The sequence below is a fragment of the Paenibacillus harenae DSM 16969 genome, assembly GCF_000422465.1.
Classification (GTDB): Bacteria; Bacillota; Bacilli; order Paenibacillales; family Paenibacillaceae; genus Pristimantibacillus; species Pristimantibacillus harenae.
Genome location: NZ_KE383845.1, coordinates 248,241 through 271,458, shown reverse-complemented (window position 1 = coordinate 271,458; position 23,218 = coordinate 248,241). Strand labels below are relative to the sequence as shown.

21 protein-coding genes are annotated in these 23,218 nt (G+C 54.4%); 16 read left to right on the top strand and 5 right to left on the bottom strand.

Translation table 11 applies throughout. From position 1 onward, the window contains the following. Nucleotides 1–24 precede the first annotated feature (24 nt). The 3 genes from H581_RS0129160 to H581_RS35725 all read left to right on the top strand — a co-directional run bounded on the left by H581_RS0129160 (nucleotide 25) and on the right by H581_RS35725 (nucleotide 2,415). The gene (locus H581_RS0129160) at nucleotides 25–1,656 is read left to right on the top strand and encodes a hypothetical protein (RefSeq protein WP_029192344.1); all 1,632 of its coding nucleotides are present in this window, start codon (nucleotides 25–27) and stop codon (nucleotides 1,654–1,656) included. Nucleotides 1,657–1,731: 75 nt separating this feature from the next. Next, nucleotides 1,732–2,130, top strand: a complete 399-nt coding sequence (gene acpS, locus H581_RS0129155; RefSeq protein ID WP_029192343.1) for a holo-ACP synthase — start codon at nucleotides 1,732–1,734, stop codon at nucleotides 2,128–2,130. Nucleotides 2,131–2,190: 60 nt separating this feature from the next. Further along, nucleotides 2,191–2,415 (top strand): hypothetical protein, encoded by a 225-nt coding sequence (locus tag H581_RS35725; RefSeq protein ID WP_036720483.1) that lies wholly within the window; start codon nucleotides 2,191–2,193, stop codon nucleotides 2,413–2,415. Nucleotides 2,416–2,509: 94 nt separating this feature from the next. Here H581_RS35725 and H581_RS0129145 read toward each other — a convergent pair whose 3' ends face one another. Then, entirely contained in the window at nucleotides 2,510–2,851 is a 342-nt protein-coding gene (locus H581_RS0129145; protein WP_036720480.1) for a c-type cytochrome, read from the bottom strand. Between the two features lie 175 nt (nucleotides 2,852–3,026). On the opposite strand from H581_RS0129145, the gene H581_RS0129140 reads away from it, so the two are divergent. From H581_RS0129140 to H581_RS0129120, 5 genes are all read left to right on the top strand, one after another. Further along, nucleotides 3,027–3,911 (top strand): AraC family transcriptional regulator, encoded by an 885-nt coding sequence (locus H581_RS0129140; RefSeq protein WP_029192341.1) that lies wholly within the window; start codon nucleotides 3,027–3,029, stop codon nucleotides 3,909–3,911. Then, a complete protein-coding gene (gene mutY, locus H581_RS0129135; protein ID WP_029192340.1) occupies nucleotides 3,908–5,155 on the top strand; it encodes an A/G-specific adenine glycosylase in 1,248 nt (415 codons plus the stop codon). Before H581_RS0129140 ends, mutY begins: the two co-directional genes overlap by 4 nt. Nucleotides 5,156–5,183: 28 nt before the next feature. Next, entirely contained in the window at nucleotides 5,184–5,816 is a 633-nt protein-coding gene (locus H581_RS0129130; RefSeq protein ID WP_029192339.1) for a bifunctional 4-hydroxy-2-oxoglutarate aldolase/2-dehydro-3-deoxy-phosphogluconate aldolase, read from the top strand. A gap of 13 nt (nucleotides 5,817–5,829) precedes the next feature. Continuing rightward, nucleotides 5,830–6,810 carry an alpha/beta hydrolase gene (locus tag H581_RS35720; protein WP_051251445.1) on the top strand — a complete coding sequence of 327 codons (981 nt, stop codon included), beginning with the start codon at nucleotides 5,830–5,832 and terminating at the stop codon, nucleotides 6,808–6,810. Between the two features lie 177 nt (nucleotides 6,811–6,987). After that, nucleotides 6,988–8,172, top strand: coding sequence for a transglutaminase domain-containing protein (locus H581_RS0129120; RefSeq protein WP_029192338.1), 1,185 nt, complete (start codon nucleotides 6,988–6,990; stop codon nucleotides 8,170–8,172). Nucleotides 8,173–8,316: 144 nt separating this feature from the next. Here H581_RS0129120 and H581_RS0129115 read toward each other — a convergent pair whose 3' ends face one another. Continuing rightward, on the bottom strand, nucleotides 8,317–9,465 hold the full coding sequence (locus H581_RS0129115; RefSeq protein ID WP_029192337.1) for a virulence factor: 1,149 nt from the start codon (nucleotides 9,463–9,465) through the stop codon (nucleotides 8,317–8,319). Nucleotides 9,466–9,770: 305 nt separating this feature from the next. Between H581_RS0129115 and H581_RS0129110 the strand changes: the two genes are divergently transcribed. The 7 genes from H581_RS0129110 (at nucleotide 9,771) to H581_RS0129070 (ending at nucleotide 18,990) form a co-directional block, all read left to right on the top strand. Next, nucleotides 9,771–10,769, top strand: coding sequence for an MBL fold metallo-hydrolase (locus tag H581_RS0129110; protein ID WP_425414665.1), 999 nt, complete (start codon nucleotides 9,771–9,773; stop codon nucleotides 10,767–10,769). A gap of 71 nt (nucleotides 10,770–10,840) precedes the next feature. Further along, complete coding sequence (locus H581_RS0129105; protein WP_029192335.1) at nucleotides 10,841–11,908, top strand: Gfo/Idh/MocA family protein; 1,068 nt, start codon at nucleotides 10,841–10,843, stop codon at nucleotides 11,906–11,908. 362 nt (nucleotides 11,909–12,270) lie between these two features. Then, nucleotides 12,271–13,890 carry an ABC-F family ATP-binding cassette domain-containing protein gene (locus tag H581_RS0129095; RefSeq protein ID WP_029192334.1) on the top strand — a complete coding sequence of 540 codons (1,620 nt, stop codon included), beginning with the start codon at nucleotides 12,271–12,273 and terminating at the stop codon, nucleotides 13,888–13,890. A gap of 202 nt (nucleotides 13,891–14,092) precedes the next feature. Further along, a complete protein-coding gene (locus H581_RS0129085; protein WP_029192333.1) occupies nucleotides 14,093–15,097 on the top strand; it encodes a LacI family DNA-binding transcriptional regulator in 1,005 nt (334 codons plus the stop codon). A gap of 204 nt (nucleotides 15,098–15,301) precedes the next feature. Next, nucleotides 15,302–16,699, top strand: coding sequence for an ABC transporter substrate-binding protein (locus H581_RS0129080; protein WP_029192332.1), 1,398 nt, complete (start codon nucleotides 15,302–15,304; stop codon nucleotides 16,697–16,699). 116 nt (nucleotides 16,700–16,815) lie between these two features. Further along, nucleotides 16,816–17,898 (top strand): carbohydrate ABC transporter permease, encoded by a 1,083-nt coding sequence (locus H581_RS0129075; protein ID WP_029192331.1) that lies wholly within the window; start codon nucleotides 16,816–16,818, stop codon nucleotides 17,896–17,898. Continuing rightward, nucleotides 17,899–18,990, top strand: a complete 1,092-nt coding sequence (locus tag H581_RS0129070) for a carbohydrate ABC transporter permease (protein WP_029192330.1) — start codon at nucleotides 17,899–17,901, stop codon at nucleotides 18,988–18,990. Between the two features lie 59 nt (nucleotides 18,991–19,049). On the opposite strand, the gene H581_RS0129065 is transcribed toward H581_RS0129070, so the two are convergent. The 3 genes from H581_RS0129065 to H581_RS0129055 are packed head-to-tail and all read right to left on the bottom strand — an operon-like array spanning nucleotide 19,050 to nucleotide 21,970. Next, nucleotides 19,050–19,859 carry an ABC transporter ATP-binding protein gene (locus tag H581_RS0129065; RefSeq protein WP_029192329.1) on the bottom strand — a complete coding sequence of 270 codons (810 nt, stop codon included), beginning with the start codon at nucleotides 19,857–19,859 and terminating at the stop codon, nucleotides 19,050–19,052. A gap of 50 nt (nucleotides 19,860–19,909) precedes the next feature. Further along, nucleotides 19,910–20,959, bottom strand: coding sequence for a FecCD family ABC transporter permease (locus tag H581_RS0129060; protein WP_029192328.1), 1,050 nt, complete (start codon nucleotides 20,957–20,959; stop codon nucleotides 19,910–19,912). Beyond that, on the bottom strand, nucleotides 20,960–21,970 hold the full coding sequence (locus tag H581_RS0129055; protein ID WP_029192327.1) for a FecCD family ABC transporter permease: 1,011 nt from the start codon (nucleotides 21,968–21,970) through the stop codon (nucleotides 20,960–20,962). Between the two features lie 184 nt (nucleotides 21,971–22,154). Here H581_RS0129055 and H581_RS0129050 point away from each other — a divergent pair, with 184 nt between their 5' ends. Continuing rightward, the gene (locus H581_RS0129050) at nucleotides 22,155–23,153 is read left to right on the top strand and encodes an ABC transporter substrate-binding protein (RefSeq protein WP_036720478.1); all 999 of its coding nucleotides are present in this window, start codon (nucleotides 22,155–22,157) and stop codon (nucleotides 23,151–23,153) included. The last annotated feature ends 65 nt before the right edge of the window (nucleotides 23,154–23,218 follow it).

Here is a 23,218-nt window from a genome sequence, read left to right as displayed (position 1 = left end):
AAGCAAGCGGAGGAGATTATTCGAATGAACGATAAGGACAGACAAATCGAGATTATGGTCAAAGCGGCCGAGCGAGCCTATCGCCTGCCTGCATTAAACAGCGGGCTGTGGTTCCATCACGATATCCGGGATAACTATTACTATGCGACCTATCTGTTTGCCGCGGCGGCCGAATATCCGGACCGCGTCGCTTTCGATGCGGAGACGGCCAAAGAGAAGGCGGTTTCCGTCCTATTGGAGGTGCTTAAGCTGCAGGATCAGAATCCGGAGAGCGTGACGTACGGCCATTGGCCGCTCCATTTGGAGCCGATTCCGCGGGAAGCGAAGCACCATGTTCTTCCCGTGGAATTAATGGGAAGCCTGATGGCTTACTTCCTTGCGACCTACAAGGCCTGCATGGACGAAACGCTGTTTTCCGCTTTTCAATCCGCGTTGGATCACGTATACCGAAGCGGTTTCTACCTCCGGCCGGAAAATCATTTCGGCCATCATGACGCCAAATATACGGCGGCCAAGCTTATTTTTGGCCAATGGTTTAAGGATGCGGAATTGCTCGAGGAAGGGAAGCAAAGCCTTCTGCTGACGCTGGCCCATGTACGAAAGCAAGGGATGTCGGAATACGGCAGTCTCCCTTGGTTCTGGCATTGGGTGCAAGCCTTCGCCTGCGCTTGGAAATTGACGACGGATGCCACGATTAAGCAGTCTCTTAGCGAAATGCTGGATTTTCTGTGGGAGGAGAGAGCGGCGTATTATTTAAAGGGGACCTGGGTCGGCGCGCATTCCCGCGGCTTGAAGCATGACATTCCGAAGGACGGCAGCGTCCTGCACGATTATGTGCAGTTTGGCGATTTCATTCTGCCGGATGAGATGCCTCGGACCGAATATGCGGGCTTCCTGTATTATGAAGCGCCGGAGTCCGCCAGGCAGCTTGCGCTTCACCGAAGCGAACCGTCGGTAGTGACCAGGCTGGTTACCAAGCAGGATGATGCTGCAAGCAAGCTGCACAGCTATGCGTACATAACGGAGGATTTTGCGGCAGGCGGCATGTGGGAAAGGTTCGAGGAATTCGATAATGAGCAGCATCGGTGGGATTTCACGCTTCCGCTGGGCAAGATAGAGGGCGTGAACCAGGCTTATTTCTACCATCCGTCAGATCCCGGGACGATACAAGATCCAAGGCATCAGAGCGGACATACCGAAGTGCTTTATGACAAAAACACGATTCTCGCGCTTTATCCGATCCCGGAAGGCATCGAAAACCGGATCTTTGGCGTATTGCCGAAAACGGACTGGCTGCAGGAGCATGGTTTATTGCTCGGGCAGACGGGGAATGTATTCTGGTCTATCCATTTGATGCAGCCCTTCCGGCTGGAGACGTTATCCGACCGGTGCTTCGTAACAAGCGAAGGCTCCCGTAACGGCATTGTGATGGAGGCTGTCACGCAAGAAACCGCCAAGCTGCGGGGCTTGAACAGCTTTGAGGCGTTCGCATCGGCTGCGAGACAGAACCGTCCGAGCTGGACAACAGCTGCGACCTTGCAGGTCCTTTACCATACTTTGGACTCAAGCAGCCTTTACTTAAGCGTAGACGGTCAAGGCGCTGTCGAACGGTTCATCAATGAACGGCCGGTCGATTTCTCCGGATATACGGTTTAGGCTTTGCCGAATGGGCGCTTGACTTGGCCTGCGGCTTCTGCTAATCTCTCCATCATAGAAAAGGCGGGTGTTAGCGTGATCATCGGCATCGGGCATGATTTATCGGACATATCCCGGATAGCTCAAATACTGGAGAGCCGTACAAGCGGCAAATTTCTCGAGCGGGTGCTCTCGGCCGGCGAACGGGAGCTGGCAGCCCAATATGCAGGCGAGCGGCTGTATCAATTCACGGCGGGACGATTCGCGGCGAAGGAAGCGGTCGTGAAGGCTTTTGGCTGTGGTATCGGTCAAACGATCGGTTTTGCGGATATTGAAATTCTGCGCGATGATTGCGGAAGGCCGGAATGCAGCTTATCCGACGCGGCATGGGAACGTCTCGGCTTGAAAGGCGCATCGGTCCGCATTCACGTCACGATTACCCATGAGCGCCAACTCGCTTCCGCGTTTGCCGTTGCCGAGCGGATAGGATTGTAACCTTTTGCCTACACTTGGAATGTAATAGACCAAGCGGATAGGCGAGAGGGGACGACAACGATGAAGGAGCGGAAGCATAGGGGGAAGCGTCGATTTAAAACGGGGCAGTGGGTCGAATATGACGGCATCTACTCCGATGATTGGGGCGGGGACCTGGTTCTCGTGCAGGGCGATTTGTTTCCGGTTCATCCTCAAATGGGCGAGACGCATTGGACGTACGAAGGCCATCCTGCCATCCATTATACGAAGTCTCCCAAAACAAACGGTCACCATATCGGCTATTAAGCCGTCCGGATAATCAAAGAATGCCAGAGGCGGCTTCATCCGCGCTCCGGCATTTTTTTTTTGGCAAATCCGATTCGGCGATTCAAGTCTTTTCTTATTTTTTACCGGCCAGCCACTCGGCAAGTCCTTCAATTTCCTCTGCGGACAGCTTGTCCTTAAAACCGGGCATCGTGCTCGCTCCATCCTCGATTTGCACGGTAATATCCTCCGCGCTCATTCTTGCTCCAACCTTCTGCAGATTCGTAACGGCGCCGATTCTCCCCTGCAGCTCGGAGCCGTGGCAGTTCACGCAATTGGCTTTGTAGACGGAGATGACCCCGGCCGGCCCGTCAAGCGCGTTCCCTTTCCCGCTTCCTCCGCCGCAGCCTGCGAGAGCAAGTAGCAATAAGGTAAAAGCAACTAATTTTCCGGGACGCAGCCATAGCTGGTTGGACATATCGCAACTCTCCTTGGCATTTGTTTGTTATTGGAATATTTAAAACCAATTAGAAGATTCATAGGACATCCATATTCATTTGAGCCGTTAATTCGTATAATAGAAGAGAATGCAGCGCACAAATCACAGTGGACATGAACAACATTATAACGCAGTTTCGACAACAGGAGACATCATGAATTCAACCGTAGAGAGAATTTTGCAAAATCAATTGAATCGCATTCATCCCGAAGTGATTATTTCCGCTTATTCCGAATACCCGCCGGGCTGGTCCAGATATGGGGCGGAACCTGATTTTAACCGTCTCTGTTACATTCATAAAGGACAAGGCTGGTTAGAGATTGAAAATAAGAGATATCACATCATGCCGGGGGGTCTGTATTTTCTGCCTGCAGGCACGGTGCAATCGTACGGAACCGCAGGAGACGAGCCGTTCGGCTGCTACTGGTGCCACTTTCGCATGGAGCATGGCGATGCCCAGTTTATTCAATCTCTGAAGCTTCCGCTATTCGTATTTGTTGAGGACGAGCATCAAATCAGGCAGCTGTTCTCCAAAATAATCGCCTTGCAGCAAAACGACACCGTTACAAGAGGGCTTCGGCTTAAGGCCGTTTTGCTTGAACTGATTACTAATTACCTGGATGCAAGCCATATTCAACAAAAGCAGCTGTCTGATCCGGACATTAGCGTGAAATGGAACGAGGTACTCGATTATATTGAAGCTAATCTGCATACGTGCATTCAAGTAGAGGAGCTTGCAAAATTCGCGTTCCTGCATCCGAATTATTTTATTGCTTCATTCAAAAACATGATGGGCTGCTCGCCGATCCAATATGTGACGAACCGCCGAATCGCGATCGCGAAGCAGCTCCTTGAAGAAACGACGCTGCCGATCACAGCCATCGCGAATCAGGTAGGCATGCAAAACCATTATTTATCCCGCTTGTTCAGGCGTATCACGGGAATTACTCCGAATCATTACCGCAAGCTTGCAAGAACGGGGCATGTGGAGACGGCGGATATTGCTCATCATGCGGGAGAGGAGGGCAACGGCAATTGACAGATCAGGATACGCAGAAGGTTAAAACATTTTTCAGTACGGAACTGTTGGCTTGGTATCGTCTCATCAAACGTGATCTCCCTTGGCGGATCAACCGCGATCCTTACCGGGTATGGGTTTCGGAAATTATGCTTCAGCAAACGCGGGTAGATACGGTTATCCCGTACTACAACAGCTTTATGAGTAAATTTCCAAGCGTGCAAGCGCTGGCCGAGGCTCCCGAGACAGAGGTGCTGAAAAGCTGGGAAGGGCTTGGCTATTACTCGCGGGCGCGTAATTTGCAGGCAGGCGCCAAGGAGGTCGTGGAGAAATACGGCGGCATCGTGCCGGATGATAAAGCATCCGTTGCCGGACTGAAAGGGGTCGGCCCCTATACGACCGGTGCCATCATGAGCATTGCCTTTAACCGGCCGGAGCCTGCTGTAGACGGCAACGTTATGCGCGTCCTGTCGCGTTATTTCTGCCTGGAGGACGATATTGCGAAGCCGGCGGCGAGAGCAGGGATCGAGAAGCTTGCGGCTTCGCTTATTCCGGAAGGCGCAGCAGGCGATTTCAACCAAGCGCTGATGGAGCTGGGCGCGCTCGTCTGCACGCCGAAGTCGCCAAGCTGCCTGCCTTGCCCGGTGATGGAGCATTGTGCGGCGCGGCTCGATGGCCGCGAGCATGAGCTGCCGATTAAGACGAAAGCGAAGCCGCCGCGGCCGGAGCTTAGAGCGGCGGTCATTATCGCGGGAACCGGCGAACATGCGGGGAAGGTACTTGTGAGGCAGAGGCCGGACACGGGACTTCTTGCGCAAATGTGGGAGCTGCCGCATTTGCTGCTGCCGGCGGATAAGCACGGATTGCTGGATGAGCAGGCGCCTAAGGAGCAAGCGGAGCTCGCTGTACTCATCGGCCGTTTGATAGAGGAGGAGACGGGACTGCTTATCCGTCCCCGAAGCTGGTTTATGGACGCCGATCATATTTTCAGCCATATCCATTGGAAAATGCGCTTCTACCTCGCCGATCTGGGCGAAGCGCCCGGCGAGCTCGAATCAGCCTCCGCGGCTGAGACGGCGGGGAATGGATTGGCAGCTGCGGAAGCGTCTGCCGGATATGCAGCGGAGAGTTCCGCTGTCAGCGCCTCTGCTCAGCCCGCTTTGGGGAAGCTTCCCTCCCGCTATCGGTGGATTGCGAAAGAAGATATGGACGTTTTGCCTTTTCCGAACTTATTTTTGCGCATATTCAAGCAATATTGGGAATAAATGAACGTAGAGACGGAGGAGAACGGGAATGAGCGGAATGCTGGAGCTGCTGATGCAGCACAAAATTGTGGCGATTTTAAGAGGGATTGAGGATCGTCACGCGGATGCGGCCGGGCAAGCTTTAATCGACGGCGGCATTCATATGATGGAGGTGACGATGAATACGGAGGGAGCGGCGGTTATGATCGAACGCTGGCGCAGCAGGTTTGGCGGCAAGGCGGCAGTCGGAGCCGGGACGGTAACGGATATGGCGCGAGCCCGGGAAGCGGTTGCAGCAGGCGCGCAGTTTCTCATCTCCCCTAATTTGGATGAAGAGGTTATCGCTTACGGCCGGGAACGCGGGCTGTCCGTATGGCCGGGCGTCATGACGCCGACGGAGATTGTAAAGGCGTGGAAGGCAGGCGCCGACGCGGTGAAAATTTTTCCTATGGGAACGCTTGGCACGGGTTATTTGAAAGAGATTCGCGGACCGTTGAACGACATTCCGATGATCGCGACCGGCGGCGTCGATCTGCATAATATATCCGATTATTTCAAGGCGGGGGCTAACGCGGTCGGCATGGGCGGCAAGCTGGTTAATCTGGAATGGATCAGGGAAGGCAAATACGACCTGGTGACGGAGCGGGCCCGGCAGTTCGCAACTGCCGTACAAGCTTTGTAAAGGGGGGATCGGTGTGGGCGTAATCGGCACGTTGTCGGCCGTCGTAATCGCTATTGCGCTGCTTGCCGCGGTTGTATGGCAGATTGGGGCGCGCAGCCAGAGACCTCGCAAAATAGCAAATGCGGCTGCTCCCGAAGCGGCTGCGGCTTGGCAATCCATTTCCTTTATGAGCAATGGCTCGAGGCTGGAAGGGTGGCTTCTTCAGCCGATAGAAGGCGCTGGCGCGGCCGGAGGGCTTCTTCCGGTTGTTGTGGTAGCTCATGGATGGGGCTCTAATCGTACGAGGGTGCTGCGCTACGCCCACCCGCTTTATAAGGCGGGTTATGCCGTATTTATGTATGACGCGAGAAGTCACGGGAACAGCGAATCGATCAAAGCGCCGTCTGCGCTTATGTTCCGGGAAGATGTGACCGCTGCGGTCGATGCGGCTCGCCTGCTGCCGGGCATCGATCCGGAACGGGTATCCGTGCTCGGTCATTCGCTCGGCGGCTTCGGCGCAATCCTGGCGCTGGATCAGGGCATGAAGGTGCGTTCGGTCATTACCGATTCGATGCCTGTCCGATTCGAGACGATGATGCGTTCGGAGCTGAAGCGGAGGAAAATCCCCGCTTTTCCGCTTGTCTATCTGATCCCGACGATCTGGTTATTGCGCTCCGGCATATCCAACGAGCAGTTACGGGCAGCCAGTATCCCGGATGTACTAGCTAAACGTGCAGGTAAGGGCAACTTTTACATAGACAGGACGCCGGTGCTGATGATTCATTCGAAAGGTGATGATTTTATAAGCGCCGAAGATTTGAGAAGGCTGGAGGAGCAGCTGCCGGAGGGAACGATCGGTACGCTGTTCGTGTCAACGGAGGGCCATAGCTCGTCCGAACAGGAGCCGGCCTTCTGGGAACGCGTACTGCCTTTCCTTCAAGAGACGCTGCAGGATGGTCAAGCTGCCGCTTCGCTCGAACCGTTAGCCGCGTCATCATGCGGCACGGATTCTTAGATTCAAAAAAAGAGGCCTGCAGCACGTGGCTGCAGGCTGCAAGAGAGAATATATAATAAAGGGGGGTCATGAATTAAGTATATAAGCATAAGATGAAAGCAAGATGAGAGAAATATTACAGTTTTATTACAGGGATGTACCAATTTATGTTCAAGGTTGAGGGGCGAGGAGGTTCGTATGCAAAAAGCAGCGTCGAAATTGCTGATGGTGGCCGTTATTATCGCTGCGGCTTTTATCCTTGATTTGAAGCTGGATTTATTTCCGGCCGCGGCGGAATCGGATGAGGCTGGAGCCATGGAGCAGACTAATCGGCTGGAGCAATTGGAGCTTGCCATCGCGAAGGAATTTCAGGTCCGCTCCGAAAGGTTCTCCGTCTCCTATACAGGGGACAAGCAGCAACTGTCGGAGAAGCTGACGGATGTCATTCGAGCTGCTTTGACGCATGACGACTACTCCGCCTACATCCTCGATTCCTATATTTATACGATCCGAAGCTGGGGAAATAAATCAACGATATCCATCGAGGCCAGGTACCGCGAAACGAAGGAACAGTCGGCCGTTGTCGATACGAAGGTCGCGGAGGCGCTGGCGGCAGTCCTCGAGCCGGGGATGAATCGTCATGAGAAAATAAAGGCGATTCACGATTGGATTGTCACCCGCGTAGAGTATGACCAATCTTTATCTCATTACACGGCCTATGATGCGGTAACGTTAGGAGAGGCCGTATGTCAGGGTTATGCCTTGTTAGGGTTTAAAATGCTCAAGGAAGCGGGCATTCCGGTGCGCATAGCGGAAGGTTCGGTCAATACAGGGGAGCACGCGTGGAATATGGTTCAATTGGACGGCGCATGGTACCATCTGGATTTAACATGGGACGATCCGGTCATAAAGCCGGTACCCGGCAATGAACGGGCGGCAGCTGCGGCCAAAAAGGACGAAGGCGCGATCAGATACAATTACTATTTGAAAACGGACGAAGAGCTGCGGGCGGATCACCAATGGACGAGGACGTATCCGGCCGCGAACGCCAAATACGCGGACACGATCCGAGAGCTTGAACTGCAAGGGACGGAAGAGGAGCGCGCACGGTACAGCAGGCTGAAGCTGGCGCTTGGCCTGCACTGGCTAGAGCCGGAGTATACGGTGTCGGGGCCTGAGAAGCTGCGAGGCGTTATTCAGTCAGCGCTCGAATCCCGGACGGTCAGCCTGGAGTTCAGATACGAGCAGGCTCAGGAATTTCCCGAGGCGCTGAAAGCCGCCTTCAAGAACGTTAACGTCGCAGTCGGCTACCGGGCCAGTTATGAGCCCTATGCGGGAGATAATTCCCTGCTTGTGCGGATTCAGCTGGAGTATACGAAGTAGCTAATCGCGGTGAAGCGGCCAAGAGCAGCTCCAAGGAACAGAGTATGCCGTATGCTGAAAATTCGCATAACGAATAGTGAGGAGAATCCCGCTCGCCGCGAAGCAACCTTCGCGGGGAATAAGATTCTCCTCACTTTTTTTGTTCTAAGACTCGCGATTACGCGCGGCGGTCATCTGCTGCCAGACGGAACCGGCGGCCTCTTCGCCACGTTCGATCCGCTCAAGCGCCATTTTGGCCTGCAGCTGAATTTCGAATTCGCTGTCGCCCGCTGCTGCGCGCAGCGCTTCAACGGCCGTCTCGTCGCCGGCCTCATAGAGAAAACGCGCCGCCCGCCAGCGGACAAGCTTATTCTTGTCGCGCAGCGCTTCGATCATTGGACCGATTGCGGCGGGATCGCCGAGATCGGACAGCGTGTCCCCTGCCGTCCTTCTGACGGACGTGGAGGAATCGCGCAAAGCCTCGAACAAATACGGCAGCGCCTCCGGCGAGCGCAGATCGCCCAAGTAAACGACGGCCAGCCTGCGGATCGACGTATTCTCGTCTTTCACCGCTGCGGCCAGCAGCGGAATGCCTTCTACCGTTGCGGAATAACGCTCCAATGCGGCGTAACGAACCTGCCAATCAGGCGATGCGAACAGCGCCCGTGTCTCCTCAAGCGACAGCGGGGCGGGCCTCACGGCCGGCTGAGCGCCGTCATCGTTTACCGCGGCGCCCTGTTCAACCGCGGCTCGCACGAGCGCTTCAAGCCGTTCCGCCGTGTAAGAAGCTTCCAGCTCCCGGACGATCTCAGCGGCAGTTTCCTCGGGTTCACCGTAACGGACGCCGAATTCCTCCAGCTTCCGCTCGCGGATCATGCTGGAGCCCGCTGCCCGTGCGACCGCATCGCCGAACTGCTGCGGAAGCGCGGACCGCACCTCGCCGTCTCCCGTACGCACGCGCACCTGCATCGGAATGCCGCGGAACATCTGAACCAGTACCTGCGACTCGCCGAAGCTAGCCGAAAGCCCTCCCGCAGCTTGTCCTCCTGCGTCCTGCTCCTTTTGCAGAATTTGCCCGGCTTCCGCCAGAATTGCCGCCCAATCCGCTCCGGGCTTCCGGTCAAGCGCAATAAAATCAGCGGTGCGGAACAAGCTCTTTACTCCGTTAATCTGCAAGAGCCGCTGCAGCAATTCGGGCGCTTCTCCGGCCTCTCCCGCTTTAAACGTATATCTCCGTCCGCGCGGCAGCATTTCATCCACGTTCAGCTTCATGGAATTCGGACTCGGAGTAGGTTCGACGGATAACAGCTTCATGGGATCACCTCCAGAAAATAGGCGCGAGCGGGCATTTTTTTGCCCGTCGCGAGGAACAATAACCGCTTCGAAAGCGTAATTGTAGATGGAACGAATCTATAGTTCAGTGTACCTGATTTTAGGCGGGGACGCGAATGACAGACAGAATTTCATGCGGTAAGGCTTGCGATAACCGTTAAGAATGGATTTGCAAAATACGGCATCATCTTGGTATCTTAATAAAATAATACTGGCAGCGAGGGAGGAATAGGCGGTTGAGGTTAAAACGTTTCATGAACATAGATCCGATTGAGCAGCATACTTCGATGAAGCAGTTTAACAGATGGCGGCAGGAGCGCATTCGCAAGCTGAAGATGAAGGATTATTCCTTTACCGTTCCAAGCGTACAGCCCGATCTCGAATATTTGACGGATAATCGAAAATGCCCTTCGCTTACATGGATTGGGCATTCGACGTTTCTCATACAGCTTGGCGGCATGAATATCATTACCGATCCGGTATGGTCGTCGCAGATGGCCTTTCAGAGAAGGCTGACACTGCCCGGCATTCCGATCGATGAGGTTCCGGCCGTTGACGTCGTGCTTATTTCTCATTCCCATTATGACCATTTAAGCATTCAATCGCTTCGCAGGCTTGTTGGACCGCGTCAGCTGCTTGTACCGGCGGGCTTAAGGTCGAAGCTTCGCAAAAAAGGCTTCCTCCGGGTGAAGGAGCTGCACTGGTGGGAGTCGGTCTCGATCGGCGGTCTTACCTTTACCTTTGTCCCTTCCCAGCATTCGACGAGACGAAACCCGTGGGATACGAACAGCTCGCATTGGGGCGGCTGGGTCATCGAGCAGAAGGCTTCCCGCAGCAGAAGGACGGTAAGCCGCGAGGGAGATCGCCTCGTAACGCCTCCAAGCGGCGAAGAGACGGATTTCCCCGCAACGGGCGATAATGCCCCCTATCCGGCCGTATCGGAGAAGCCGACCATCTATTTTGCCGGCGACAGCGGATATTTCCAAGGCTTTAAGGAAATCGGATGCCGCTTCGCTATTGATGTCGCGCTGCTGCCGATTGGAGCCTACGAACCGGAATGGTTCATGGGCCCGCAGCATACGACGCCGGAGCAAGCGCTGCAAGCCTTCGAGGATATCGGAGCCAAATGGTTCGTACCGATGCATTACGGCACTTTCAAGCTGGCCGACGATACGCCGCGCGAAGCGCTTGACCGGCTGGAGGCCGACCGGATCAGACGCTGCTTGGCGGCTGAGCGAATCGTTATCCCGCCACTCGGGCATACGTGGCGATTGTGGGGGAAGTGACGGCAGTATCCGAAAGCGGTATACTGGTCTAGTCCGGCATCTTGAATAACCATATATTGGAGGGTGTTCGAATGACTCAAACGAATATACGTCTCGGCATAATCGGCGCGGGCGCGATCGGCAGCGTGCATATGAAGACGTTCAACAACATAGATGGCATTGAGGTCGCTGCCGTTGCGGACGTTTATATGCCCCTTGCGGAGCAGCGGGCGGAGGAGCACGGCATTCAGACCGTTCACGGCAGTCCGCAAGCGCTGCTCGAGGATCCATCCATCGATGCGGTCGTCATCGGCGTGCCGAATCAGTTCCATGCACCGCTCGCGATCGAAGCCTTGAAGCAGGGAAAACATGTCCTGCTGGAGAAGCCGATGGCGATTGACTCGGAAGCGGCGCGTTCGATCGTGGAGGAAGCGGAGAAGTCGGGCAAGGTTCTGATGATGTCGCATCAAATGCGCTGGACCGGATTAAGCCGCGCGATTAAGCAGCGTATCGATAACGGAGATGTCGGCCGCATTTATAACGCGAAGGCAGGCTGGTTCCGCAAAAAAGGCATTCCCGGCTGGGGCTCGTGGTTTACGCGCAAGGATCAGGCGGGCGGCGGTCCGCTGATCGATATCGGCGTTCACATGCTTGACCTGTCGCTTTACTTGATGGGCAATCCGAAGCCGGTATCGGTATACGGTTCTACTTACGCGGAGTTTGGCCCGCACCGTCAAGGCATCGGAACCTGGGGCACGCCGAACTGGGACGGGTACTACGATGTCGAGGATCTCGCCTCCGCATTGATCAAGCTGGATAACGGCGCGACATTGTCGCTCGAAGTAAGCTGGGCGGCGCATTCCGCGTTTCTTCCCGAAGAGCCGTTCATTCACTTGATGGGCACGCAAGGCGGCGCGGCGCTAATAGGCGGCAGCGGCAAATACGTGACCCATTCGGATAACGAGGTCGTTGAGAGCGACATCACGCCGCTTGAGGGCGAGGAGGACCGGATCTTGATGAGCCGTCATTTCGTGGAATGCATCCGGGAGGGCAAGCAGCCGATTAGCTCCGCGCTGTCCGGCTATACGAACAACCGGATTCTCGACGCCATTTACGAATCCTCGCGGAACGGCAACGAGGTTAAGCTGAACTGGGATTAGCGCGTGAACGAACAAAGTCAATCCTCCTCCGATGCGACGACAGAAATGATTATCGCAGGCGGGGAGGATTTTTATTTTTGAAATCGCATAGGGGAAACGAGAGGGCGGATTATCGGCTCCTATCATTTTCGGACGTCGGCGCTTCCGGATTTGCCGTCATTTGGGAGGCGAGCTGATAGACTGGCTTTCGAACGATTTATCGTTTTGCCTGAGCGCATTTCTATACGGAATCAGCGCCTGAACGGTATGGCGATTGAACGGGAACACGGCATCCGGGGCAAAAGATGGTTCGGTTTCCGGTTATATTGTGATATAATAGTTCGAGATTAAGCGATTTTGTAGTGAAGGACGGGATTATTCGAATGATTAGTACGAGTGGCATAACACTGCGTTACGGAAAGCGGCCGCTTTTCGAAGACGTCAATATTAAATTTACGCCTGGCAATTGCTATGGCTTGATCGGCGCGAACGGCGCCGGCAAATCTACATTTCTGAAAATATTATCCGGCGAAATCGAGCCGTCATCCGGCGATGTTCATATCACACCGGGCGAACGTCTGGCCGTATTGAAGCAGAACCATTACGAATACGATGAGTTTGCCGTTCTTGAGACGGTAATCATGGGCCATAAGAAGCTCTACGAGGTCATGAGGGAGAAGGAAGTTCTTTATTCGAAAGCCGACTTTACGGACGAGGACGGCATGCGCGCAGGCGAGCTCGAAGCGGAATTCGCGGACATGAACGGCTGGGAAGCCGAGTCGGAGGCGGCGGAGATGCTGAACGGCCTCGGCATTACCCCGGACTTGCACGATAAGAAGATGTCCGAGCTTGGCGGCAACGAGAAGGTCCGCGTATTGCTGGCGCAAGCGTTGTTCGGATCTCCGAACATCCTGCTGCTCGATGAGCCTACCAACCATTTGGATATTGAATCGATCCGCTGGCTGGAGGATTTCCTCGCGGGTTATGAAGGTACGGTTATCGTGGTCAGCCATGACCGGCACTTCCTGAACACGGTATGTACGCACATCGCGGATATTGACTTTGGCAAAATCCGGATGTACGTCGGCAACTATGACTTCTGGTACGAGTCGAGCCAGCTGGCTTTGCAGCTGCAGCGCGGCGAGAACAAGAAGAAGGAAGACAAGATCAAGGAGCTGCAAGCGTTCATCCAGCGCTTCAGCGCCAACAAATCGAAGGCGAAGCAAGCGACGTCCCGGCAGAAGCTATTGGACAAAATTACGCTTGACGACATTCGTCCGTCCAACCGTAAATATCCGTTCATTCTGTTCAAGGGCGAGCGCGAGGCGGGCAAACAACTGCTTCTGGTAGACGGCTTGACCAAATCGCTGGACGGCGACAAGCTGATCGACAACTTGACCATTGCGATCAACAAAGGCGACAAGGTCGCTTTCGTAGGTCCGAACAGTCTGCCGAAGACGCTGTTGTTCCAATTGCTGGTCGGCGAAGTGGAGCCGGATGCAGGCAGCTTCTCATGGGGCGTCACAACGACGCGCGCCTACTTCCCGAAAGACAACTCCGCGTATTTCGAAGGCGTTGATCTGACGCTCGTGGATTGGCTCCGCCAATACTCGAAGGATCCGGATGAGACGTTCATCCGCGGCTTCCTGGGCCGCATGCTGTTCTCCGGTGACGACGGCATGAAGAAAGCAAGCGTATTGTCAGGCGGCGAGAAGGTTCGCTGCATGCTATCGAAGATGATGCTTGAAGGCGCAAACGTATTCATCCTTGACGAGCCGACGAACCATTTGGATCTCGAGTCCATCACGGCTCTGAACAACGGCTTGATCGATACCGATTGCACGGTTCTGTTCACGTCGCATGACCATCAGTTTGTCCAGACGATCGCGAACCGTATTATCGAGATTACGCCGAACGGCATTATCGACCGGATGATGACGTACGACGAATATCTTGAAAGCGACGAGATTAAGGCGCTTCGCGAGCGTATGTACGCCGATTAGATTGACTAAGCATAGTGCATCTGTTTGCAGGAAAAGCCCTGCGAACGGATGCTTTTTTTATTTATGCAGGCGGATAGGCTGCCTTCAATCCAATGGAAAATTCAGGTTGCGAAATCAATTGAATCCGGCTATAATAAGCCGTGAAAAGGTTTTCTGAAAACCTTTTCAGACAGTAATCACTAAGAAAGGCGTGCTTGCCGGCATGAAATCGACGATCCGCGATGTGGCGAAATACGCCAACGTTTCCATCAGCACCGTATCCCGCGTAATGAATGCGCCGGAGACGGTTGTTGGGGAGAAGCGCGCTAAGGTTCAGGAAGCGATTGAAGCTCTGCAATACCAGCCTAATGCATTCGCCAGAGGGCTGATTTACAAGAAATCCGACACGCTTGGCGTAATGATTCCGGATATTGAGAACCCGTACTACGCAGGCTTGATCCGGGGGATGCAGGATGCGGCCGTCGTACTGGGTCATACCCTGATGATATGCAATACCGATCGCGACAAGGAGAGGACGGTTGCATACGTTCAGAGTTTTTTTGAGAAGCAGGTGGACGGTATCGTATTCGCAAGCGATTCCCTGCATAAAGAATACTATGAGGTGATTCAGCGCTACCGGCTGCCGTTTATCCTGGCATCCACCAATGCGCCCGAGTATGAGATTCCTTCCGTCGACATTGACGATGAGCGGGGGGCCTACGAAGCCGTCACGCACCTGATTGAATCCGGGCACCGCCGCATCGGCATGATTTGCTTCCCGCTGGACGATACGATATCGGGCCGGCCACGCTACGACGGCTTCCGGCGCGCGCTTCGCGAAGCAGGGCTGGATGGCTGCGGGGCTTGCGTGGAATATGCAGAGCACCGGTTCGAGCATGCCTATGAGGCGGCGGATTTCCTGTTCACGCGCTGCCCTGATCTGACTGCGCTATTCGCGGCGTCTGACGAATTTGCGATGGGCGCCATATCGTATCTGCGCGAACATGGAAGAGCCGTGCCGGAGCATGTATCCGTTATCGGCTTCGATAATATTCGAATGGCGGGCATGTTTATCCCGAAGCTGACAACGATCGAGCAGCCCACCTATGACATCGGCTACCGGTCCATTCTTAAGCTCCATGAGCTGATAACGACAGGCGCGGTAGAGGTGCTGCGCGAGAAATTACCGCATCAATTGATCATTAGGGAATCGACGCAGCCCTTTTAGCCGGAAATGATATCACGCGGATGTCTCTCTCCTCTAAAGTCTGAAAAGCTTTTCATATTTTATTGTAAGCGCAATTTTTGTAAAAAAGAAAGTTAATCATGCCGCCAAGGCATAAAAATCGCCAATGATGGCATTTTAAAGGGGGTGGTGATTGCAAAGCGTTATTCGCATTATTCCTTGCTTTCAGACAAAAATATCGAAAGGATGAGGTCTGTGCATACAAAAAAATTAATGACTGCATTTATTTTCTTGCTCGCTTTCGTCATGATTATGACGGCTTGCGGAGGCAATACAAACAATAACGCGGGGAATGAACCGACCCCGGCCGCAGGTCAGGGGAACGAGGGCGGAACGAATGCGGGAGCGGCAGGCGATACCGCTCTGGCGAAGGCAATGAACGGCGAATATAAAGGGAAGAAGGTCACGATGTTCGGTCCGTTCACGGATGCGGACGAAGTGAAGTTCAACGAAAGCATCAAAGCCTTCGAAGAAACGACGGGCATCGATATTTCCTACGAGGGCTCCAAGGAATTCGAGGCTACCATTTCCGTACGCGTAGGCGGCGGCAACGCGCCCGATATTGCCGACTTCCCGCAGCCGGGATTATTGAAGGGCTTCGTGAAGGACGGGAAGGTCATCGACGTGAAGACGTTCATGACCGATGAATATTTGCAGAAGCAGTATAACAAAAGCTGGCTCGACATGGGTACGATGGCCGGTCCAGGCGGCGATGTCATGGCCGGCGTGTGGGCTAGAAGCAGCGTGAAGAGCCTTGTATGGTATAACAAAAAAGCATTCGCGGACGCGGGTTACGCCGTCCCGGCTACCTGGACGGAATTAATGGATTTGACGGAGCAGATTGCCAAGGACGGCGATCCGGCCTGGAGCATCGGCATCGAGAGCGGAACGGCGACGGGCTGGCCGGCAACCGACTGGATGGAGGATATTATGCTCCGCACGACTTCGCCCGAGAATTACGACAAATGGGTATCCGGCGAGCTGCCGTTCACGGACCCTATCGTGAAAAACGCGGCGCAAAAAATGTCCGACATTTGGTTTAACGAGGATTATGTATACGGAGGCCGCAAATCGATCGCGACAACGTCGTTCGGCGACGCGGTTAAGCCGCTGTTCGATAATCCGCCGAAAGCGTGGCTGCACCGCCAGGCCGGTTTCATTACAACCTTCTTCCCGGAAGGGTTGACGGCTGACGATTACGACTGGTTCCCGCTGCCTCCTATCGACGAGCAGTACGGTCAGCCTGCGCTTATATCCGGCGATATCTACGCCATGTTCAATGATCGCCCGGAGGTGCGGGCCGTCATGGAGTTCTTTACGACCGGGGAGTCCTTAAAGTCATGGATTCAGTCCGGAGGCGTAACAGCCCCGATGAACGACGCCGATCCATCCTGGTACCCGAACGATCAAGAACGGCGGATGGCCGAATTCGTGCAGTCCGCGGACACGATCCGGTTTGACGGCTCCGACCTGATGCCCGGCGCGGTCGGAGCGGGTTCGTTCTGGAAAGGAATGACCGATTATATCAGCGGAACGGTAGATCTGGATGCCGCCTTGAAGGAAATTCAATCCGGCTGGAAGTAAGTTTGATAACGAAGGGATCTCAGCCGCACGGCTGCGATCCCTCTATGGAAAGAGGCGCTGGTTAGCAACGAAGAACATAGCGCACTCGCTTACGCGCATCTTTAAGGAGGATACTTATGGAACTGCAGGCGAGGAAAGGCAATGCTCTGTGGCTGCTGTTGATTTCGTTGCTGGTGCCGGGGATTAATATTGCCATTCACTGGGGCATCTTTTTGTTCTTCCGCGATGCCGATCTGCCCCCGGTTATCAAAGCGATAGTGGCTGTAGCATGGGGAGTACTGGGCATATACTCGATTTATTACATGCTGAATTGGATGGTCGAGCAGTATCCGGATAAATGGAAGCGGAGAATATTGCCTTTTGTATTTGTCGGTCCTGCGGTCCTTCTGCTGGGCTGGCTGCTTGTGTTTCCGACGCTAAGGACGCTTTACTTAAGCTTCTTGGATGCCGGGTCGGTTAACTTCGTCGGACTGGCTAACTATGCGGCGGTATTTACGGACCGTCTGCTCGTGATGGCGCTGCGGAACAATTTGCTGTGGGTATTCTTCGGAACGCTCGCTTGCGTCAGCCTTGGCCTTCTGATTGCGATTCTGGCGGACCGCAGCAGCTTCGAGAAGCTGGCAAAGGGACTTATTTTTATGCCGATGGCCATCTCATTCGTAGCGGCCGGCGTCATTTGGAAGTTTATTTATTATTTTCAGCCGGGCCAGGAGCAAATCGGTCTTCTGAATGCCATTGTCGTTGCTTTCGGCGGCGAGCCGCAGGCTTGGCTAAGCATGATTCAGCCCTGGAACAATCTGTTTCTGATCGCGATTCTGATCTGGATGCAGACCGGCTTTGCGATGGTCATATTCTCGGCGGCCATTAAGAGCATTCCGGAAGATATCCTGGAAGCGGCCCGTATGGACGGTGCAGGCGAGATCCGGATTTTCTTCAGCATTATGATTCCTTATATCTCGGGTACGCTGCTCTCGGTTACGACGACGATTATCGTGTTTACGCTCAAAATTTTCGACGTGGTCATGATTATGACCGGTGGACAATATGAGACCGACGTAGTGGCGACGCAGTTCTACCGGCAGCTCTTCATGTATCAGAATGCCGGATACGGCTCGACTCTTGCGATCGTATTGCTCGTAGCGGTCATACCGGTTATTATCATCAATTTACGCCAATTCCGCAGAGAGGGGGGCTTCTAGATGGGAAGAAAAAAAGGCATCCGCAGATCGAAATGGCTCGTGAATACGGTGCTTGCCGTCATCTGTCTCATTTGGACGATCCCGACCCTCGGCCTGTTAGTCTCATCCTTTCGCCCAGCGGCCGATATATTGGCAACGGGCTGGTGGAACATTTTGCCGCATCGCGATTGGCAGACGGCGGAGCAGCTGCAGCTCCCGAAGGAAACGGACCTGCGCGCGCCGATCGGGATCGACGGAGCGACGTATACGGACGATCAGCTGCGCGCGGGGGTTATCGTGGGCGGAGAAAGGCTGATTTGGGAAAATCGCCGTGCGCGGGTTCTTAATGTGCAGGAGAAGGAATGGACGGTTATCTCGCGCTTCACCACACAAAACTATGAGACGGTGCTTGGCGGGAAAACCTATTCCATCACGATGCCTGACGGCAGCACGAAGACGGAGAAGGGGAGCGGCATGTCCCGTTCCTTCTGGAATACGGTCGCGGTGACCATACCGGCTACCGTCATCCCGATATTCATCGCTTCCTTTGCCGCCTATGCGTTCGCGTGGCTGCGGTTTCCCGGCCGAAAGACGTTATTCGTGCTTGTCATCGCGCTGCTTGTCGTACCGATTCAGGTTGCGCTTATCCCGATTCTTCGCGACTATACGGCGTTAGGCTTGAACGGCACCTATTTCGGTATTTGGCTGGCGCATACCGCATTTGGCTTGCCGCTCATTACTTATTTCATGTATACCTCGATCAGCCAACTGCCGAAGGATTTGTTTGAGTCGGCGTTTATGGACGGCGCGACCAACTTTACGATTTTCAGCAGGCTGATCCTGCCGCTGTCCGTGCCGGCGCTGGCCTCGATCAGCATTTTTCAATTTTTGTGGGTGTGGAACGACTATCTGGTGGCGCTTATTTTCCTCGGCAGTCAGCCGGAGGTTCAGGTGCTTTCCATGAATATCGCGAACCTGGTCGGCTCGAGAGGCAATGACTGGCATTTGCTTACCGCAGCTGCATTTGTTTCGATGCTTATGCCGCTCGCCGTATTCTTCGCCCTGCAGAAATATTTCGTTAGAGGCTTGCTGGGAGGCTCGGTTAAAGGCTGAAGATGCGGGGAAATGAATAAAGGGCCGTTCCCGAGTGGAGGGAACGGCCCTTGTTGCTTTTATGCCATGACCGGTTGGAGCACCTTGCGGCCTCTGCCGTACGGGATGCACAGCGGCGTCCCGAAGATCGGATCGGCGGTCACTTGGCACTCCATATCGAATACGTCGCGGATGAGCCGCTCGTTCATAATCGTCTCCGGCGCGCCCTGCGCATAGATGAGACCGTCTTTGACGGCTACGATCCGATGCGCGTACCGGCAAGCCAGATTAATATCGTGCAGGACCATCACGATCGTGCGGCTTTCCTGCTCGTTCAAGTCGAACAGCAGATCAAGCACCTCGATTTGATGCGTCATATCCAGGTAAGTCGTCGGCTCGTCGAGTAAGATGGCCGGCGTGTTCTGGGCGAGCGTCATCGCGATCCAGGCGCGCTGCCTCTGGCCCCCGGAGAGAGAATCGATTGAACGGTCCGATAGATCCTCCATATCCGTCACCTCAAGCGCCTTTTTCACCATTTTCTCGTCCTCTTTCGACCACTGCTGAAGCCAGCTTTGGTAAGGGTAGCGGCCCTGCTTGACGAGCTGATGAACGGTCAATCCTTCCGGCGCGACGGGACCTTGAGGCAGTATGGCAAGGCGCCTCGCGATTTCCTTGCTCGAGAGCCTGGACATTTCGCTGCCGTCCAGCCATATGGAGCCTTCCTGAGGCTTTAGGAGGCGTGCAAGCGAACGCAGAAGCGTTGATTTGCCGCAGCCGTTGCTGCCGATAAGCACGGTGATTTTACCGGGCGGGATCAGTAAGTCAAGCTCGGCGAAGACCGGCTTATGACCGTAGGATAACGTCAGGCTTCTTGCTTCTATGACGGACATGAGGTTCACTCCCTATTGGATAACGAATCTGGGTTATATTCCGGTATTAGCTATTGTGCTCCATTCCGATGGCGGTAAAGCAGGTAGATGAAGAACGGCGCCCCGATCGCTGCCGTAAATACGCCGGCCGGGATATCGAGCGGGATGAAGGCAACTCTGGCAATCAGATCGGAAAGCAGTAATACAAGCGATCCGATGAGGGCAGATACCGGAATAACGCCGCCGTACGCCGGCCCGACGAGCTTGCGGGCAATATGGGGTGCCATTAGGCCGATAAAGTTAATGGCTCCCCCAATAGCGACTGCCGCTCCCGCAAGAGCAACGCTGATGAGAAGCAAAATCGTACGTTTCGCATGGACGGAGCTGCCGACGCTGGCGGCTACGTCATCGCCGAGCTCTTGAACATTCAGATGTCTCGCAAATATTAGCGCGATTGGCATCAGGATCAGGAACCATGGCAGGAGCGTAAGGACGTCCTTATCCCAGGAAGCGCCGTAAATGCTTCCCGTCATGAAGGTGAACGCCTTGACGGCTACCGCTGTCGGCGTGAACGAGGCCGTAAGGATAAGCATATAAGTAAACGCCGTTAAGGCGGTTGCCATACCGATTCCGATCAGTACGAGCCTAAGCGGCGTGATGCCCCGACGGTAAGCGAAAATGTAGATTAGAATCGCAGCGGCGAACGCCCCCGCGATCGAGCTTACCGGCATGAAGCGTATGCTGACATGCGAGAAATACAGGATGAATACGACGGTGCCGAGAGACGCGCCGCCCGATATGCCGATAATGTCCGGCGAAGTAAGGGGATTGCGCACGATCCCTTGCAGCAAGGCGCCGGATACGGCTAGCGCTGAGCCGACCATAACGGCAATGACGGTTCTCGGCATGCGCAGCGACCAGATGATCATGCTGTCCGAAGGATCGCCTGCGCCGAATAACGAGCGAATGACCGCAATCGGGTTGATCGTTTGACTGCCGAGACCGACGCAAATCATAACGGCGGCTATATTGGCAATTGCCAGCATAGCAATCACGGTAACGGTCCGTCGGCTTATTTGAAACGAATGCTTGCGCCCTCGGATCGTAATGAGCTTGCTCATTTAGGTACGGCCTCCTCTTCTGGCGATGTAGACAAAGAAGGGAACGCCGATGATAGCCGTCATGACGCCGACGGGTACTTCCTTCGGAAACGAAATATATCTCGAGCCGATGTCTGCGGCCAGCAGCAGGTTGGCGCCGAATACGGCGCAATACGGAACGACCCAGCGATAGTCGATGCCGACCATGTAACGGACCAAATGGGGAATAATGATGCCGACAAAAGCGATCGGACCCGCCATCGAGACGGAACCGCCGGCGAGCAGGACAATGACGATTCCCGCCGCAAGCTTGATATAGACGGTTTTCTGTCCGAGACCGACGGCGACATCCTCGCCGAGCGAGAGCACATTCATATGCCTCGCAAGCACAAGCGCGCCGGCCATAGCCAATCCCATATATGGCGCCGCGGCAGTAAAAATGCCCATATCCCGCCCTGCTACGGATCCGACGAACCAATACAGCACCTGATCGAACGTCTGGCCGCCCGTCAGCAGAAGACCGAGCGAGAGGGAGGAGAAGAAGGCGGTTAATGCGGCTCCCGCAAGCGTGATTTTGATAGGCGTAAGCCCGTCGTTGCCAATCGAGCCAAGCACATAGACAAGCGCCGCGGTGAATGCCGCCCCGACGAAGGCAAGCGTCGCGAACGTGGATAGACCGCTGGCTCCGAAGAAGGCAGAGCCGACTACAATGAAGAAAGCGGCTCCGGCATTAATGCCGAAGATGCTGGGCGATGCCAGCGGATTGCGGGTAATTCCCTGCATGAATGAACCGGCGACGGCCAGGCTTGCTCCCGCTGCAGCCGCAATAAGGGCGCGCGGCGTTCTTGCCGTTTGTATGATCAGATGCTCCTGCGAGCCGTTGAAATCGGTATAGGATGCAATAATCGTGCGCCAGCTGATATTTGTTACCCCGAAAGCGATACTGCATATGATGCCTGCGGCAGCTAATAGAATACCGGCGAGCAGTCCGGCGGTTTTCTGAGTCCGCGTTGCTAGTAAAGTAGTATCCATGACTTCCTCATTCCCAAGTAAATAAACAATTAATAACTACTGAACATTGTATGGGATGAGTCCGGCAGTGTCAATGAATCTGAAAATCATTATCACTTTAGGATTGACATAGGAACAGCCCCCTGTTATAGTTTCGTTTGAGATAGTTTGAGAATGATTTTCAACTGAGAAGGGGAGTTCAACAATGTTACAAGCTTTGAAGCAAAAATTTACCTTTACGGCATCAGCTGCCCTGCTGTCGCTCGCGGTCCTCGTTACCGGATGCGGTCAGAGCGCCGACGTCAACAACAACGCAAATACGGGAAGCCCATCGGAATCCGCCGCTCCTGAGACAAGCGAAGCACGGAAGGTTACTCATGCAATGGGCGATGCTAATATAACCGGAACACCATCGCGTGTCGTCATCCTGACGAACGAAGGCACGGAAGCATTGCTTGCCTTAGGCGTAAAACCGGTAGGAGCAGTCAGATCGTGGACGGGCGACCCGTGGTACGAGCACATCAAAGCGGACATGGAGGGCGTCACGGTAGTCGGCGATGAGAGCCAGCCGAACCTGGAATTGATCGCGAGCCTGAAGCCGGACCTTATTATCGGCAACAAAATGCGTCAGGAGAAGGTATTCGATCAGCTTAATGCCATCGCGCCGACCGTATTCTCAGAGACGCTGCGCGGCGAGTGGCAAACTAACTTCAAGCTGTATGCGGAAGCGCTCGGCAGAACGGCTGAAGGCGACAAGGTGATTGCCGACTTCGACGGCCGCACTGCAGACTTCAAGGAGAAGGCAGGCGATAAGCTGAACCAGAAGGTATCGGTCGTTCGCTTCATGGCAGGCAAGACGCGTATTTATTTGCAAGATACTTTTACAGGCGTGATATTCAATAAGCTCGGCATTACCCGTCCCGAAAATCAGAAATATAAAGATACCTTTGTTGAAGAAATTACGAAAGAACGCCTTCCTGAGGTAGATGCGGATCTGCTGTTCTACTTCACGTATGATACCGGCGACGGTAAGGGAAATGCTATGGAACAGGAAATGCTGAAGGATCCGTTGTGGCAGAGTCTGGAGGTCGTGAAAAATAATAAAGCGAAACGTGTGAACGATGCCATCTGGAATACGGCTGGCGGCGTTATCGCGGCTAATCTGATGCTTGACGAGTTATACGACATTTACGAAATCCAATAGCTTTGAGAATGAAGCAGTGTGCACGCTCTTCCGGGCGTGCGCGCTGCTTTTTGCCGTCGGGACCG

Excerpts from the sequence above, each read along its gene's own strand:
- H581_RS0129160 (WP_029192344.1), top strand. The coding sequence starts at position 25 with ATGAACGATAAGGACAGACAAATCGAGATTATGGTCAAAGCGGCCGAG.
- H581_RS35725 (WP_036720483.1), top strand. The coding sequence starts at position 2,191 with ATGAAGGAGCGGAAGCATAGGGGGAAGCGTCGATTTAAAACGGGGCAG.
- H581_RS0129145 (WP_036720480.1), bottom strand. The coding sequence starts at position 2,851 with ATGTCCAACCAGCTATGGCTGCGTCCCGGAAAATTAGTTGCTTTTACC.
- H581_RS0129140 (WP_029192341.1), top strand. The coding sequence starts at position 3,027 with ATGAATTCAACCGTAGAGAGAATTTTGCAAAATCAATTGAATCGCATT.
- H581_RS0129130 (WP_029192339.1), top strand. The coding sequence starts at position 5,184 with ATGAGCGGAATGCTGGAGCTGCTGATGCAGCACAAAATTGTGGCGATT.
- H581_RS0129120 (WP_029192338.1), top strand. The coding sequence starts at position 6,988 with ATGCAAAAAGCAGCGTCGAAATTGCTGATGGTGGCCGTTATTATCGCT.
- H581_RS0129115 (WP_029192337.1), bottom strand. The coding sequence starts at position 9,465 with ATGAAGCTGTTATCCGTCGAACCTACTCCGAGTCCGAATTCCATGAAG.
- H581_RS0129110 (WP_425414665.1), top strand. The coding sequence starts at position 9,771 with ATGAAGCAGTTTAACAGATGGCGGCAGGAGCGCATTCGCAAGCTGAAG.
- H581_RS0129105 (WP_029192335.1), top strand. The coding sequence starts at position 10,841 with ATGACTCAAACGAATATACGTCTCGGCATAATCGGCGCGGGCGCGATC.
- H581_RS0129095 (WP_029192334.1), top strand. The coding sequence starts at position 12,271 with ATGATTAGTACGAGTGGCATAACACTGCGTTACGGAAAGCGGCCGCTT.
- H581_RS0129085 (WP_029192333.1), top strand. The coding sequence starts at position 14,093 with ATGAAATCGACGATCCGCGATGTGGCGAAATACGCCAACGTTTCCATC.
- H581_RS0129080 (WP_029192332.1), top strand. The coding sequence starts at position 15,302 with ATGAGGTCTGTGCATACAAAAAAATTAATGACTGCATTTATTTTCTTG.
- H581_RS0129075 (WP_029192331.1), top strand. The coding sequence starts at position 16,816 with ATGGAACTGCAGGCGAGGAAAGGCAATGCTCTGTGGCTGCTGTTGATT.
- H581_RS0129070 (WP_029192330.1), top strand. The coding sequence starts at position 17,899 with ATGGGAAGAAAAAAAGGCATCCGCAGATCGAAATGGCTCGTGAATACG.
- H581_RS0129065 (WP_029192329.1), bottom strand. The coding sequence starts at position 19,859 with ATGTCCGTCATAGAAGCAAGAAGCCTGACGTTATCCTACGGTCATAAG.
- H581_RS0129060 (WP_029192328.1), bottom strand. The coding sequence starts at position 20,959 with ATGAGCAAGCTCATTACGATCCGAGGGCGCAAGCATTCGTTTCAAATA.
- H581_RS0129055 (WP_029192327.1), bottom strand. The coding sequence starts at position 21,970 with ATGGATACTACTTTACTAGCAACGCGGACTCAGAAAACCGCCGGACTG.
- H581_RS0129050 (WP_036720478.1), top strand. The coding sequence starts at position 22,155 with ATGTTACAAGCTTTGAAGCAAAAATTTACCTTTACGGCATCAGCTGCC.